This window comes from Paraburkholderia kirstenboschensis, assembly GCF_032806925.1.
GTDB lineage: Bacteria > Pseudomonadota > Gammaproteobacteria > Burkholderiales > Burkholderiaceae > Paraburkholderia > Paraburkholderia kirstenboschensis.
Genome location: NZ_CP136513.1, coordinates 335,120 through 349,848, shown reverse-complemented (window position 1 = coordinate 349,848; position 14,729 = coordinate 335,120). Strand labels below are relative to the sequence as shown.

Below are 14,729 nucleotides of genomic sequence, written 5' to 3'. Positions count from 1 at the left end.
GTCGAGCCCCCCGTTGCTGTCCATTTTCACCGTGCCCTTTGAAACGTCCCTGCGATAGCCGTATAAATCGAACTTCATCTGAAGCCGCGACGCTTGTTCAACCCTCACGCCGACGTCGCGCGTTTTACGTGATTTGTCTGTATTTGAACGCGCGCCGCCGACAAGATTGCTGGAGGACGCTCACCAAACGATCAAGCGTTCGAATCGGTCTGACGAGTCGACGCAAAGATATGCGAGGTAGAGAACCGCACGCGCAGCGAAAGCGCTTAACCCACACCGAGCCATTCACGCATGACGTCGGGACGCTGCAAGAACGCGTGAAGTTCGCCGTCGAACACGATCTCGCCATGACCCATCACCGCGACGCGGCTCGCTATGTCCTGCGCGATCACGAGACGCTGCTCGATCAGCAGCATCGCCATGCCGCGCTCGCGCAGCACGCGCAGGCATTGAGCGACCTGCTGCATCACGAAGCCCGCGAGGCCCTCGCCGGGCTCGTCGACCAGCAGCAGATCGGGATCGCCGAGCAGCGCGCGGGCGAGGCTCAGCATCTGCTGCTCGCCGCCGGACAGCGCGCCCGCGCGCGTGCGCTGGCGCTCGCGCAGCACGGGGAAAAGCGTGTAGGCGTCGTCCATGCTAAAGCGCGGCGTGCGCCGGCGATTGCGCGGAGCTACACCGAGTTCAAGGTTTTCGCCGACGCTCAGCGTGGGAAACACATCCCGATGCTCGGGCACATAGCCGATGCCGAGCCGCGCGATTTCAAAAGTACGCAACCCGGCAAGCGAGCGGCCCGCGAAGCGCAACTCGCCATCGGCATGCACGAGGCCCATGATCGAGCGGGCGAGCGTCGAGCGTCCTGAACCGTTGCGGCCGACGAGCGCGAGCACTTCGCCCGCGCCGATCTCCAAGCTCACGTCGCGCAACGCCTGGCTCGGCCCGTACCATGCATTGAGTCCGCGAATCTCCAGCAAGGATGTCATGCGTCGAACCCTTCGCCGAGATAAGCGGCGCGCACCGCGGCGTCCGCGCGAATCGCCGCAGGCGTGCCGGTCGCGATAATGCGCCCTTGCACGAGCACTGAAATGCGATCGGCGATGGCGAACACCGCGTCCATGTCGTGCTCGACCATCAGCAGCGTGCGCCCCGCCGTGGTCTCTCGGATCAGTTCGATTGCGCGCGCCGCCTCCGGGCGGTTCATGCCGGCAGTCGGCTCGTCGAGCAACAACGTGTGCGCGCCACCGGCGAGTGCTATGCCGAGGTCGAGCGCGCGCTGCTCGGCATAGCTCAGCGTGCCGGCCAGGCCATGCGCGCGCGCGCCGAGGCCGACTGCTTCGAGCACCTGCGCCGCGCGTGCATCGACCGCTGATGCGCCGGCGAATCGCTGCCACCAGCGTATGCGGTCGCGCTCGGCGAGCAGCGCGGCGCAGCGCAAGTTGTCGTACACGCTCAATCGTCCAAACACGCTCGTGCTCTGGAAGCTGCGCGCAAGGCCGCGGCGCGCAATCGCCGCCGGGGCAAGCCGTGTGATCTGGGCACCGAAGAGGTCGATGCGCCCAGCGTCGGGCCGCGCGCCGCCGGCAATGAGATTGAAGAGCGTGGATTTGCCCGCGCCGTTGGGGCCGATCAACGCATGCCGTTCGCCCGGTTCGATCGCGAGATTCACACCGCGCAAGATGCGCGTGGAGCCGAAGCGCTTTTCGACGCCGTAGAGCGCGAGCGCCGGGATCATTGCGGGCCTCCGGCGTTTTGCCTCGCGCGCGCATGGGCCGCGAGACGGGTTTGCGCGCGCGATGCGTACAGAGCCGCCAATGCGCCGAGCGCCGCGAGCACGAAGATCGTCATGCCGAGCCGCAACGGCGACGAGACGACAAACGACAGCAACGAAGACTGACCGCCCACGCGCAGCGCAGCGCCCTCCTGCGCGCCGAACTGAACGGCGTAAGCCCACTGCACCGCGAGCACGGTGGCAGCTGTCCACAGCAGGATCGCGGCCATGCCGCAGACGTAGACGGCGCGGCATCGGCGCCATCCGTCACGCGCGAGCCGCAAGGTATGTCGCTCGATGAAGCCGGCGAGTCCGTCCGGCGCAGCGACCACGATCACGATAAAGAACAGGCCCAGATAGAAGAGCCATGCCCGCGTGACGCTGGCCACGGCCACGCTGAAAAACGTCAGCACGATCGCGCCCGCGACCGGTCCGAAAAAGATGCCCGTGCCGCCGATCACCGTGGCGATCAGCACGGAGCCCGAGCGGACCATGCTCACACTGTCGGTCGACACCAGTTCGACGTTGATCAGCGCAAGTGTGCCCGCGACGCCCGCGAAAAACGCCGACATGACGACGACGCCGTAGCGAACGCGGCGCGGATAGCAGCCGATCGCCGCGGCGCGCGCCGGGTTGTCGCGCACCGCGTTGGCGAGCCGCATGAACGCCGTGCGCGACAGAGCGAACATCGCCGCGCTCGCGAGCAGGCACCACAGCGCGATCAGCGTATAAGCCTCGTGTGCCGGGCCGAACGTAAAGGCGCCGAGCATGGGCCCGCTCGCGCGGTCTATCGCGACACCCGCTTCGCCGCCGAACCAGTCGGGCAAGGTCCACGCCGCGGCCGAAACAAGTTCGCCGATGCCCAGCGTGATCATGGCGAAAGCGGTCCCGGCCCGACGCGTCGAGATGAAACCGAGCAGCGCCCCGCACGACGCGGCGCCCGCGCCGCCCACCAGCGGCAGTAGCGCGAGCGGTGCGCCGATACGGTTGAAAACCTGCGCGGCAATCAGCGCTCCGAGGCCTGAATATGCGGCATGTCCGAACGACAGCAGTCCGGCCTCCCCGAGCAACAGGTTGTACGAGAGCGCGAAGACGATCATCGTGGCGGTCTGCGCGAGGTATGCGAGCAGCCAGCTTTGCCGCCAGATCAATGGAGGCGCCGCAAGCAGGAGAATCAGCGCGAGCCACGGTGCGAGGCGACGCCACATCGCGTGAGAGCGCTGGGTCGCGGCTACGGGCGACGCTTGCGCGGGCTCTGGCTCGAGCAGCTTACGCATGATCGTCGCGCCGGCCGAAGAGTCCGCGCGGGCGCAGCGCCAGCATGCCGACGAGCAGCAGGTACGGAATCAGCGGCGCAAGCTGCGCGAGCGTCAGCGCGTCCCATTCGCGCGGCAGCGAAGCGTCGAAAGTAGCGAGCACGTCGCCGAGCGAAACGTCGCTCGCCACCGCCAGTGTCTGCACACAGCCGATCAGCAGCGACGCAGCCAGCGCGCCACCCAGCGATCCCAGCCCGCCTGTCACGACGACGACGAACACGATCGAGCCGAGCGATTCGGCCATCGCGGGTTCGATCACGGAAAGCGGCGCGCCGATCACGCCGGCCAGCGCGGCGAGTGCCGTGCCCGCCGCGAAGACGCCGGTGAAGACGCGCGGCACATTGTGGCCGAGCGCTTCGACGGCGCTCGGGTGCGTGAGCGCGGCACGCACGATGAGGCCCGCCTTCGACACACGCAGCACCGCGTACAGCGAGACGAGCATCACAAGAGAGACCAACATCATGAACGCGCGATAACGCGCGAAGGTCGCGCCGTAGAGCGTAAAGAGCGGGCCGTCCAGCGCGACCGGCACGCTCGCGTCGAGCGGACTCAAACCCCAGCCGAGCTTCACGAGCTCGCCGAGCACATAGGCGGCGCCGAAAGTCAGCAGCAGTTCCGCGAGATGGCCATGGCTTCGCACGCGACGCAACAGCCAGCGCTCCAACGCAGCACCGATCGAACCGACGGCGAGCGGCGCGATCACGAGCGCGCTCCAGAACCCCGCCCGCACCGCCACCGAATAGCCGACGTAGGCGCCAAGCATGTAGAAGCTCGCATGCGCGAAGTTCAGCACGCCGAGCATGCTGAAGATCAGCGTCAGCCCAGCCGACAGCATGAAGAGCAGCAGTCCGAAGCTGATCCCGTTGAGCAGGTTGATGGCTAACGACTGCACGTGCCTAATCCGCCGCCGCGCCGGTAGCAACGCGGATCGGCTCGAGCGCCGCGCGCAGTGCATCGGGCAGGTTCACTGGACGGCGAGTGACCCGATCCACGTACACATGCACGAAGTGGCCGTGCGCGGCGGCTTCGTCGCTGCCTTCCTTGAAGAGTCCCACCTCGTAGCGCACACTCGATGTGCCGAGCCGCGTCACTCGCAAGCCCGCTTCGACGCGCTCGGGAAACACGAGCGGCGCAAAGTAGTTGCAATGCGTCTCGACCACCAGACCGATCGTTTCACCGCGCTCGAAATTGAGCACGCCGGCGCGGATCAGATACTCGTTCACCACCGTATCGAAGTAGCTGTAATAGACGACATTGTTCACGTGACCGTAGACGTCGTTGTCCATCCAGCGCGTGGTGATGGAGAGGAAGTGCGGGTACGAGCTTCGTGGCGCGGCGGCGGGCTTGGACATTGGGGTGGTTGTGTAGTTTGAGTGGTGGTGTCGGGGCGCGGTTGTGTTTTGGGCGGCGCCTGCTGTTGCGTTAGTTGCGGCGCCGTTGTCCGCCTCGCCGAGGCTACTGGCCGATCAGGCCGGTCGACGCATGCGGCCCGCTTACGATTACTGCCCCGGCTTGTCGACGAACTCGAACGGCAAGCCGCGCCGCCGCATCCATTCCCCGAGCGCCTGCCCGGTGCCGGCGCGCCAGGGCCGCAGCTTCGCCGGCTCGACGAGCCGGTACTCGAGCAGTTCGGGCGACAGCGAAATCGTGCCACGCGCCTTCACGTGATACGCAATGATCAGTTCGTTCTTGCGAATGAATTCATACACGCCGATCAGTTCGACCGACTCGGCATGCAACGACGTCTCCTCCAGCACTTCGCGCGCAATGCCCTCTTCCGGCGTCTCGCCGTTTTCGAGGAAGCCGGTAATCAGCGCGAAGACGCCCTCCGCCCACGCAGCATTGCGCGCGAGAAGAATCTTGCCCTCGTATTCGACGATCGCCGCGACCACCGGCAACGGGTTGTTCCAGTGCACGTAGCCACATCCGGCATCGGGACAGGTCTGGCGGATGCGCCCGCCTTCATGTTCGGCGTCGGCCCGCTCAGTCAAAGGCGTCGCGCAGCGGGGACAAAATCGGTATTCGGTCATGGTTACGTGGCCTGGAGGTTCGGTCTTTGCCGGCGCGGCGCGCTGGCGGCATTGCGGCTTCGCGGCTTACACGGCTCACGCACTTTCACGCCGCGCACAACTCCCGGACTTCGGCCGCGAAACGCTCGACCGTTTCCGGCTGCGTGTCCCACGCGCACATCAGCCGGCAGCCGCCCGCGCCGATGAACTCGTAGAACTTCCAGCCGCGCGCGCGCATGGCCTTCGCCGCTTGCGCGGGCAACTGCGCGAAGACCGCGTTCGACTCGCGCGGGAACATGATGCTTACGCCCGGAATTTCCTGCAACCGCGTTTGCAGCAGTTGCGCCATCGCGTTCGCGTGACGCGCGTTGCGCAACCACACGTCGTTATCCAGCAGGCCGAGCCACGGTGCGGAAATGAAGCGCATCTTCGAAGCGAGCTGGCCCGCCTGCTTCAGACGGTAGGCGAAGTCGTCGGCGAGCGCGCGGTCGAAGAACACTACCGCTTCACCCACCGGCAAGCCGTTCTTCGTGCCACCGAAACACAGTACGTCGACGCCCGCGCGCCAGGTGATCTCGGACGGATGCACGTCGAGCGCGGCGACGGCATTCGCGAAACGCGCGCCGTCCATATGCACTTTCAGATGACGCCGCTTGGCGATCGCAGCGATCGCGCGCACTTCCTCGACGGTGTAGACGGTGCCCACTTCCGTCGACTGCGTGAGCGTCACGACCTTCGGCTTCGGGTAGTGAATGTCGGCGCGGCGCGTGACGACCGCTTCGATCGCATCGGGCGTGAGCTTGCCGCCGATGCCGGGCGCCGTCAGCAGCTTCGAGCCGCCGGAGAAGAATTCGGGGCCGCCGCATTCGTCGGTTTCGATGTGCGCGAGCTCATGGCAGATCACCGAGTGGTACGACTGGCAAAGCGACGCGAGCGCAAGCGAATTGGCCGCCGTGCCGTTGAACACGAAGAACACTTCGCAGTCGGTCTGGAACAGTTCGCGCAGACGGTCGCATACCTGATTGGTCCACGAGTCGTCGCCGTAGGCCGGTTCGTGGCCGCTGTTGTTGGCGGCGATCAGCGCATGGAGCGCTTCCGGACAGATGCCGGCGTAGTTGTCGGACGCGAAATGTTGCATGGTGAGCGGCGCGGCCGGCGACAGACGCGCGGGGATGACGGAAAGCCGTCATTTTAGTGCCAGCGGGCGCGATTTGTTTTTCGAACGGGGGAGTGGTTTTGGGGGGTGAGATTGGGCTTGGGCTTGGGCTTGGGCTTGGGCTTGGGCTTGGGCTTGGGCTTGGGCTTGGGCTTGGGCTTGGGCTTGGGCTTGGGCTTGGGCGGTCCGAGTGTGGGGGTTAAGTGCGGGCTTTATGCGTGGGGATTGCGCAAGGGGGTTATGCGTGGCGTCGTCGATCGAGGTTCCAACGCTGGTGCCTAAGCACAGAACCTAAATGACGGGGGCCCAACAGCAGGTTTTCGATGGCAGGCGTCGGGCGTATGACGCACGGTCTCACCGTCGCTGTCTTCGCAAGGATGTCCAATCGCGCCGAAGCGTTGGACATGCTGCAGGCGATGGACACCGGCCACGACGGCTCACTGACCAACGCCAGCACCAGCACCAGCACCAGCACCCCGCGAGCATACAACCCAACGACGTGCCAGCGCGCTGTCTTATGACGGGGGCTGCACGACCGTCGGCGAACTTACCGCGGGTGCCCTCCCGCCGCTTTCTAACCGCGGCTTCAACCGCAGCCGCACTCCGGCATGCGCCCTCGCCCGCGAGGTATTCGCGCGACGGCGACGAGACCGGCCGCCCCCAGCAGCAGCGCGCCGGCCGCCAGCCACAAAGCCGGCGAAAACAAGCCGGTGTGCGCGGCGATCGGCGCGGCGACGAGCGGTCCGACGATCTGGCCCAAGCCGTAAGCAGCAGTGGCATAGCCCATGAGGCCAGCCGCGTCGTCGCCGCGCAGACGCCGTGCCTCACGCATCGCGAACAAGGTAATTGCGGTAAAGGGCACGCCAATCAGAATGCTTCCGAGCGAGAAGCCGCCCGCCGTCGGCCAGACAATGCCGAGCGCGATGCCGCACGCTTGCAGCACGTAACTGCCCGCCAGCAGCACGCGATTGTCCAGGTGCAGCGGCAGCCGCGCGGCCAGCAATGCACCGACGATCAACGCGGCGCCGAACATCGGCCAGAACAGGTCGGGCCACGGCGAGCCGGGAAGCGCATGACGCGCGATAACCGGCAGAAACGTCGCGGTGATGATGTAGCCGAAGCCGGGCACACCGTAAAGGACGACGAGCCACAAGGCGTCCGCGGGATGGGTGCTGCGCTCGTCGCGCACGGTGCTTCGGGTTGCGTTGCCATAGCCGCTTCGGGCGGCGGCGTTGGGCGTTGCATTGGCAGGACTGTTTGCGGCGATTGCGTCGTCGGTCGCAGTGGTGGAGCCGTTTGTGGCAATGGTGTCAGACGTCGCAGCGGTGGAGCCGTTTGCGGCGATGGCGTCAGACGTCGCAGCGGTGGAGCCGTTTGCTGCGATTGCGTCAGGCGTCGCGGTGGCAAAACTCTTTGCTGTGGTTACGCCGGAGTTCGCGGCAGCCACACCCTCTGGCGCCGTTGAGCCCCGCGTCGCCGGACCAAAGCTCGACGTGCTTTGTTGGCCGGTGCTTTGAGCGGCGCCCGCCACCGCTCCCGTGAACGATTCGCCCGCGGGCCTCTCTCCCACCGCCCTCGTTTCGACTAAAGGCGCAGAGCGGCGATGCGCACTCCCGCCACCGGAACCGGAACCGGCCGGCGCGCCGAATGCGGACCACACCGCCACCGTCAGAACCGCCGAGATCAAGCCAAAGCCGATCCAGCCCACCGTCGCGCCATAACCGCCCGCCGCGCTGACAAGCAACCCGGTCCCGACGATGCCCACGCCCGGCCCCGTGTAAATCACGCCGCTCCATGCAGGCTGACCGAGCTCGGCAAGCCGTCGCAGGCCCCATTGCGACGCGAACACAAAAGTCCAGGCGCTTACCGCCCCGGCGATGAAGCGCACTGCCGCCCACACCCAGAACTGACTCGTGACGCCCATTGCCAGTGTCAACAGAACGGTCAACACCAGCCCCGAGCGCACCATCCGGGCAGGCTCGACGCGCAACGCCGCGCACGTCAACGCGCCGACGAAGTAGCCCGCGTAATTGAACGACGCCAGCCAGCCGCCCTGCTGGATGTCGATCGGCGGCTGACCGAACGCGCCGCCGCCGTGCAGCATCAGCGGCAATAACGGCGTGAACGCAAACCGCCCGACTCCGAGCGCGACGGCCAGCGTCACCATACAGGCGAGCGCCGCGCGCCGGGCGGCACGTGGTTCTGCCGACATGAATTGGGCTTGGGAAGCAGGATTGTTCATGGATGGCCATTCAAGAAAAGCGCGCGACACGCGGGAAGCCTCGCGGGAAGTCACATAAGCTGCGGCGCGGTCCGTCCCATCACCGAACCGGCATACGGGCGGCGCCCGCGCCCAGGCTGTCATCCATATTAGTTTGACGATTCCATCATGAAAAATGAATAATTTGGATACCATCCATCGCGAGGAGAGAATCGTGGACTTGGCAGCCTTGACGATTTTTCGGGCGGTCGTGCGCGAAAACGGCGTGACGCGTGCCGCCGCGAAGCTCAATCGCGTGCAATCGAATGTCACCACGCGCATCAAACAGCTCGAGGAGCAACTCGGAGCGGACCTCTTTATCCGCGATGGGCGGCGCCTCGTGCTGACGCCCGCAGGCGAGACGCTGCTGCCGTACGCCGAACGGCTGCTCGCTCTTGCCGACGAAGCGCGTCACGCGGTGCGCGCCGACCGTCCGAGCGGGCGACTGCGTCTAGGCACGATGGAAAGCGTCGCGGCAACACGTCTTCCAGGGTTGCTCGCCCGCTATCACCAGCAATGGCCCGACGTCGCCCTCGAGCTCGAAACCGGTACGACGGGCAAGCTGATCGAGCGGGTGCGCGAATTCGAAGTGGACGCCGCTCTCGTGGCAACACCGCTGGACCCCGCGGCGCTTGGCGACTTGTTCGAGACCGTGCCGGTGTTCAGGAAGGAACTGGTGATGCTGACGCCGCGCGGCCATCGGCCGATTCGCGGAGTGCGCGACATCGCGCTATCGACGCTGGTTGCATTCGAGCGCGGCTGCGCCTACCGGGCTTACATCGAGAAATGGTATCTGGAGCACGGCGTGAGGCCGGCGCGGGTGCTGGAACTCGGTTCGTATCATGCGATCGTGGCTTGCGTGGCCGCGGGCGCTGGGGTTGCGGTCGCGCCCCGGTCGGTGCTGGGACTGCAAGCCGACGCGAGCAACATCGCGGTGCATGACTTGCCGGACATCGGTGTGATCGAGACATTGCTCGTCTGGCGACGTGGGCACTTTTCGTCGGCCCTCAATGCGCTGAAGCAGACTCTTGTCGCCCAGGAGAGCGCGGGGGATTTGGCAGAGGCGGGTGCGGGTGCAAGCGTTCGCCCAGGCGTGAGCGCTGGCATCGCTTGATTCTTCGCTGCAAGGCTGAATGTATCGCGGCTGCCTGGAATTGGCCGATAGACGTCACGCCGACGTGTATCACTCTTAAGCTGAAGCGTAAGCCAGAAGCCCTAACCGAAAGAGCGGCGCGGCAAAAAAATCGGGCCACGCGCCACGCCATCAATCCGGCGCACCGCATGACCCGCCTCAGATCTCTTCAAAGAGTTTCGGCTCGGTCCGGCCCATGACGGCCTGATCGAAACCCGATCAAAGCTGCGCTTCGACCCACCCTTTCACACCTGCAAGCGCTGCGGGCAGATTTGCCGGCTCGGTCCCGCCAGCCTGCGCCATATCCGGCCGGCCGCCGCCCTTGCCGCCAACCTGCTGGGCGACAAAGTTGACGAGCTCGCCCGCCTTGACCTTCTTGCTCGCGTCCGCCGTGACGCCGGCGATCAGGCTGACCTTGCCGCCTTCGACGGAAGCCAGCACGATCGCCGCGCTCTTCAGCTTGTCCTTGAGCTTGTCCACCGTTTCGCGCAGCGTCTTCACGTCCGCACCCTCGAGCGTGGCGGCCAGAACCTGCACACCGGCCACTTCGATCGCTTGACCGGCGAGTTCGTCGCCCTGGCTCGACGCCATCTTCGACTTGAGCGCGCTCAGTTCCTTCTCAAGCTGCTTCACCTGATCCTGCACTTGCGTGATGCGCTGCGTCAGTTCGGACGGTTGAGCTTTCAGCACGGCCGCCGCGGCGTTGATGCGCGCGTCGAGATCCTGCACGAAGCGCACGGCGTTGTCGCCCGTGATTGCTTCCACGCGACGAATCCCCGCCGCCACACCGCCTTCCATCACGATCTTGAAGAGACCGATGTCGCCGGTGCGCTTCACGTGCGTGCCACCGCACAACTCGCGGGAAAAGCCTAGGTCGAGCACGCGCACTTCGTCGCCGTATTTCTCGCCGAACAACGCCATCGCGCCGCCCTTCACCGCTTCGTCGAACGGCATGACGCGCACGATGCCCGGCGCGTTCGCCAGCACTTCGGCGTTGACGATTTCTTCGACGCGGCGGATCTGCTCGTCGGTCATTGGCGCGTTGTGCGCGAAGTCGAAACGCGTCTTGTCCGGATCGACGAGCGAGCCCTTCTGCTGCACGTGCGAGCCGAGCACTTCGCGCAACGCCTTATGCATAAGGTGCGTGGCCGAGTGGTTGCGAGCCGTGCGTGCGCGGCGCACCGCGTCGATTTCAGCCTTGACGACGTCGCCCACCTTCAGCGTGCCCTGTTCGAGCGTGCCGTGATGACCGACCACGTCGGCCTGCACTTTCAGTGTGTCGGCAACCGCAAAGCGCACGCTCGCGTTGGCGAGCAAGCCCTGATCGCCAACCTGGCCGCCCGACTCTGCGTAGAACGGCGTATGGTCCAGCACGACAACGGCCTGCTGACCATGCGTGACGGCCTGCACCGAAGCACCATCCACATAAAGCGCGGTCACCTTCGCGTCGTCGAAGAGTAATTCTTCGTAGCCGTGGAACGTGGTCTTCGCGCCCGAATATTCGAGCCCTTGCGCCATCTTGAACTTGCCCGCTGCGCGAGCCTGTTCGCGCTGACGCGCCATGGCTTCGTCGAACGCCGGTTCGTCTACAGTCACTCCGCGCTCGCGACACACGTCGGCGGTCAGGTCGAGCGGGAAGCCGTACGTATCGTGCAACTTGAACGCGAGTTCGCCGTCGAGTGTCTTGCCGCCCTTCTTTTCGAGGTCGGCCAGTGCGTTTTCGAGAATCGACATGCCGTGCCCGATGGTCTCGAAAAAGCGTTCTTCTTCCTGACGCAGCACGTCGGTCACGCGCTGTTGTGCGTCCTTCAGTTCCGGATACGCGCCGCCCATTTGCGCGACGAGATCGGCCACCATGCGATGGAAGAACGCGCCCTTCTTGCCGAGCTTGTAGCCATGACGGATAGCGCGACGCACGATACGGCGCAGCACGTAGCCGCGACCTTCATTGCCGGGAATCACGCCGTCGACGATCAGGAACGAGCACGCGCGAATATGATCGGCGATCACCTTCAGCGAGTTGTTCGTCAGATCGTCCACGCCGGTTTCGCGCGCGGCAGCCTGGATGAGCGCCTGGAACAGGTCGATCTCATAGTTGCTGTGCACGTGCTGCAACACTGCGGCGATACGCTCCAGACCCATGCCTGTGTCGACGCACTGCTTGGGCAACGGCGTCATGTTGCCTTGCGCGTCGCGATTGAACTGCATGAACACGAGATTCCAGATCTCGATATAGCGGTCGCCGTCTTCTTCCGGCGATCCCGGCGGGCCGCCCCACACGTCCGGGCCGTGGTCGTAGAAAATTTCCGAGCACGGGCCGCACGGGCCGGTGTCTGCCATTTGCCAGAAGTTGTCCGACGCGTAACGCGCGCCCTTGTTGTCGCCGATGCGGATGATGCGCTCGACCGGCACGCCCACTTCTTTCGCCCAGATGTCGTGCGCTTCGTCGTCTTCGTGATAGACGGTGACCCACAGCTTGTCTTTCGGCAACTGGTACACGCCCGTCAGCAATTCCCACGCGTAGTGGATCGCGTCGCGCTTGAAATAGTCGCCGAACGAGAAGTTGCCCAGCATTTCGAAGAACGTATGGTGGCGCGCGGTATAGCCGACGTTTTCCAGATCGTTATGCTTGCCGCCCGCGCGCACGCTGCGCTGCGCGGTAGTGGCGCGCGAATACGGACGCGATTCCGCGCCGAGGAACACATCTTTGAACTGCACCATTCCCGAATTGGTGAAGAGCAGCGTCGGGTCGTTGCCGGGCACAAGGCTCGACGAGCGAACGATCGTATGGCCCTTCGATTCGAAGAACTTGAGGAATTTCTCGCGGATTTCGGCGGCTTTCATAGCGTGCGGGGGACGGTCCTGACTGTTTCCAGACTTTTACCGGCGGCATCGGAGATGCGCCAACTGTTTGTTTCTTAAACGACTGATTATACGGGATCGGCGGCCTCGCGCGGCGCGCGGCCGCGTCGTTAGCCGTTCGGCCAGGTCGCGCCGGGCAGTGCGAGACACGGGGTGCGTCTGAGCCGCGCATGGGTCCTCGCGCAGCTCGTGCCCCGCTTGCGAGAATTGCGCGTCATTCGTCTTATGACGTTTGGCCGACTGCGCCGGCTCGCGCTAATCGCTTAAGATTGCCCACATCCACGGCGCCTTGCGCGCCGGCCGCTTACATTGGAGACATCGACAAACATGGGCGCTCTCAGTCATATCCGCGTGCTGGATCTCACCCGCGTGCTCGCCGGCCCCTGGTGCGCGCAGACGCTTGCCGATTTCGGCGCAGACGTGATCAAGATCGAACGCCCCGACGTGGGTGACGACACGCGCCACTGGGGCCCTCCGTACCTCAAGACGCCCGAAGGGGCGGACACGCGCGAGGCGGCTTACTATCTCGCCGCGAACCGCAACAAGCGCTCGGTGACCATCGACATCGCGTCGCCGGAAGGTCAGCGGATCATTCGCGAACTGGCCGCGCAAAGCGACGTGGTGCTGGAGAACTACAAGGTCGGGCAGCTTAAGAAATACGGCCTCGATTACGCGTCGCTGAAAGAAGTGAAGCCGGATCTGATCTACTGCTCGGTGACGGGATTCGGGCAGACCGGACCATATGCGCAGCGCGCGGGCTACGACTTCATCGTGCAAGGGATCGGCGGATTCATGAGTATCACCGGCGAGCGCGACGGCCAGCCGGGCGGCGGTCCGCAAAAGGCCGGCGTGGCGATTGCCGATCTTATGACCGGCATGTATTCGACCATCGCCGTGCTCACGGCTCTCACGCACCGCGACCGCACCGGGGAAGGCCAATATATCGACATGGCGTTGCTCGACGTGCAGGTCGCCATGCTAGCCAACATGAATTCGAACTACCTCGCGAGCGGTCAGCCGCCGGTCCGCTGGGGTAACGCGCATCCGAACATCGTGCCGTACCAGACGTTCCAGACGAGCGACGGCTGGATCATCGTTGCAGTCGGCAACGACGGCCAGTTCCGCAAGTTCGTCGAGGTGGGCCAACGCCCCGAACTCGCCGAAGACGAGCGTTTCGCGACCAATCCCGCACGCGTGCGGCACCGCGATGTACTCGTGCCGATCCTCGCGGAGATGGTCCGTCTGAAGGGCAAGCAGGACTGGATCGCGGCGCTCGAGGCGGCGGGCGTGCCGTGCGGGCCGATCAACGATCTCGCCGAAGTATTCGAAAACGAGCAGGTGGTGGCGCGCGGCATGCAGGTCGATCTGCCGCATCCCTCGGGCGGCACCGTCAAGCTGGTGCGCAATCCGATCAATATGACGGGCACGCCGCCACAGGCGCTCACGCATCCGCCAACGCTCGGAGAGCATACAGAAAGCGTTCTGCGCGACGTGCTCGGTTACGGCGACGAACGGATCGCGGCGTTACGCGGGCAATCCGTGATTTGAAGAACGCCCGCTGCCGCCTTCGCTACCTCTCGTCACGCGCTCAAACCGACGCGCGCAGCGAAGCCAGCCAGCCGCGCGCCTCGTCCCAATCGCCGAGCCCGCTGTCGGAATTGATATGTCCGCGCGGACCCACGTCGATCCAGCGGCTGCCCCACGCGTTTGCGCAGGCTTGCGAGAACGGCACGCCGCCGTAAGGATCGTCGCTACTCGCAACCACGATGCTTGCGAACGGCAAGCGCTCAATCGGCACGGGCGCGAATCCGCTGGCGTCCCGCGGAAAGTTCGCTCCAGCGGGATCGGGAACGGCGACCAGCAACGCCCCCGCAACCTTGCCGAGTTGCGCGGCGCTCGCGTACTGCGAGGCCCAGATCGCGGCGGTCAGGCAACCCAGGCTGTGGGCCGCGAAGACGATCGGTCCATCGGCGGCAGCCACCGCTGAGTCGAGCGCGCGGCACCAGGCATCACGCACGGGATGATCCCAGTCAGGCATCCGCACCCGTGTGAATGCTGGATCGAGGGCCTCCCAGCGAGTCTGCCAATGCCCCGCGCCGGAGTTCTGGTAACCCGGCAATACGAGTACGTTCGGCTTTCGTGCGTTCGCTTCTGGTGCGTTCATTGTGTTCCCCGTGGCTTTTGTTTTAGCGTGCAATCGCAGGCGATTGGTATCAGCGGTGGCCAGCT

The 14,729-nt window shown here is 65.2% G+C and carries 12 protein-coding genes; 2 read left to right on the top strand and 10 right to left on the bottom strand.

Features of this window, described 5'->3' with window-relative positions:
• Positions 1-266: 266 nt before the first annotated feature.
• From RW095_RS24265 to RW095_RS24230, 8 genes are all read right to left on the bottom strand, one after another.
• Positions 267-980 (bottom strand): ABC transporter ATP-binding protein, encoded by a 714-nt coding sequence (locus RW095_RS24265; RefSeq protein WP_317021477.1) that lies wholly within the window; start codon positions 978-980, stop codon positions 267-269.
• Positions 977-1,729 (bottom strand): ABC transporter ATP-binding protein, encoded by a 753-nt coding sequence (locus RW095_RS24260; RefSeq protein ID WP_317021476.1) that lies wholly within the window; start codon positions 1,727-1,729, stop codon positions 977-979. The genes RW095_RS24265 and RW095_RS24260 overlap by 4 nt, the downstream gene beginning before the upstream one ends.
• Positions 1,726-3,042, bottom strand: a complete 1,317-nt coding sequence (locus tag RW095_RS24255; RefSeq protein ID WP_394365188.1) for a branched-chain amino acid ABC transporter permease — start codon at positions 3,040-3,042, stop codon at positions 1,726-1,728. The genes RW095_RS24260 and RW095_RS24255 overlap by 4 nt, the downstream gene beginning before the upstream one ends.
• Positions 3,035-3,973 carry a branched-chain amino acid ABC transporter permease gene (locus RW095_RS24250; protein WP_317021475.1) on the bottom strand — a complete coding sequence of 313 codons (939 nt, stop codon included), beginning with the start codon at positions 3,971-3,973 and terminating at the stop codon, positions 3,035-3,037. The genes RW095_RS24255 and RW095_RS24250 overlap by 8 nt, the downstream gene beginning before the upstream one ends.
• Before the next feature lie 4 nt (positions 3,974-3,977).
• Positions 3,978-4,433 carry an acyl-CoA thioesterase gene (locus tag RW095_RS24245; RefSeq protein ID WP_317021474.1) on the bottom strand — a complete coding sequence of 152 codons (456 nt, stop codon included), beginning with the start codon at positions 4,431-4,433 and terminating at the stop codon, positions 3,978-3,980.
• Between the two features lie 147 nt (positions 4,434-4,580).
• Positions 4,581-5,111, bottom strand: a complete 531-nt coding sequence (locus tag RW095_RS24240) for an NUDIX domain-containing protein (RefSeq protein WP_317021473.1) — start codon at positions 5,109-5,111, stop codon at positions 4,581-4,583.
• 85 nt (positions 5,112-5,196) lie between these two features.
• On the bottom strand, positions 5,197-6,228 hold the full coding sequence (locus tag RW095_RS24235) for a threonine aldolase family protein (protein WP_128591931.1): 1,032 nt from the start codon (positions 6,226-6,228) through the stop codon (positions 5,197-5,199).
• A 604-nt stretch (positions 6,229-6,832) separates the two neighbouring features.
• Complete coding sequence (locus RW095_RS24230; protein ID WP_317021472.1) at positions 6,833-8,488, bottom strand: YbfB/YjiJ family MFS transporter; 1,656 nt, start codon at positions 8,486-8,488, stop codon at positions 6,833-6,835.
• Between the two features lie 193 nt (positions 8,489-8,681).
• Between RW095_RS24230 and RW095_RS24225 the strand changes: the two genes are divergently transcribed.
• On the top strand, positions 8,682-9,620 hold the full coding sequence (locus RW095_RS24225) for a LysR family transcriptional regulator (protein WP_317021471.1): 939 nt from the start codon (positions 8,682-8,684) through the stop codon (positions 9,618-9,620).
• Positions 9,621-9,857: 237 nt separating this feature from the next.
• Here the strand turns inward: RW095_RS24225 and alaS are convergent, their stop codons facing one another.
• Positions 9,858-12,482: an alanine--tRNA ligase gene (gene alaS / locus RW095_RS24220; protein WP_317021470.1), complete on the bottom strand. Its 2,625-nt coding sequence runs from the start codon at positions 12,480-12,482 to the stop codon at positions 9,858-9,860.
• Between the two features lie 345 nt (positions 12,483-12,827).
• On the opposite strand from alaS, the gene RW095_RS24215 reads away from it, so the two are divergent.
• Complete coding sequence (locus RW095_RS24215) at positions 12,828-14,048, top strand: CaiB/BaiF CoA transferase family protein (RefSeq protein ID WP_088173528.1); 1,221 nt, start codon at positions 12,828-12,830, stop codon at positions 14,046-14,048.
• Positions 14,049-14,088: 40 nt separating this feature from the next.
• On the opposite strand, the gene RW095_RS24210 is transcribed toward RW095_RS24215, so the two are convergent.
• The gene (locus tag RW095_RS24210) at positions 14,089-14,664 is read right to left on the bottom strand and encodes an RBBP9/YdeN family alpha/beta hydrolase (protein ID WP_317021469.1); all 576 of its coding nucleotides are present in this window, start codon (positions 14,662-14,664) and stop codon (positions 14,089-14,091) included.
• Between the last annotated feature and the right edge of the window lie 65 nt (positions 14,665-14,729).

Coding starts and splice junctions, on each gene's coding strand:
- RW095_RS24265 (WP_317021477.1), bottom strand. CDS start 980: ATGACATCCTTGCTGGAGATTCGCGGACTCAATGCATGGTACGGGCCG.
- RW095_RS24260 (WP_317021476.1), bottom strand. CDS start 1,729: ATGATCCCGGCGCTCGCGCTCTACGGCGTCGAAAAGCGCTTCGGCTCC.
- RW095_RS24255 (WP_394365188.1), bottom strand. CDS start 3,042: ATGCGTAAGCTGCTCGAGCCAGAGCCCGCGCAAGCGTCGCCCGTAGCC.
- RW095_RS24245 (WP_317021474.1), bottom strand. CDS start 4,433: ATGTCCAAGCCCGCCGCCGCGCCACGAAGCTCGTACCCGCACTTCCTC.
- RW095_RS24240 (WP_317021473.1), bottom strand. CDS start 5,111: ATGACCGAATACCGATTTTGTCCCCGCTGCGCGACGCCTTTGACTGAG.
- RW095_RS24235 (WP_128591931.1), bottom strand. CDS start 6,228: ATGCAACATTTCGCGTCCGACAACTACGCCGGCATCTGTCCGGAAGCG.
- RW095_RS24230 (WP_317021472.1), bottom strand. CDS start 8,488: ATGAACAATCCTGCTTCCCAAGCCCAATTCATGTCGGCAGAACCACGT.
- alaS (WP_317021470.1), bottom strand. CDS start 12,482: ATGAAAGCCGCCGAAATCCGCGAGAAATTCCTCAAGTTCTTCGAATCG.
- RW095_RS24215 (WP_088173528.1), top strand. CDS start 12,828: ATGGGCGCTCTCAGTCATATCCGCGTGCTGGATCTCACCCGCGTGCTC.
- RW095_RS24210 (WP_317021469.1), bottom strand. CDS start 14,664: ATGAACGCACCAGAAGCGAACGCACGAAAGCCGAACGTACTCGTATTG.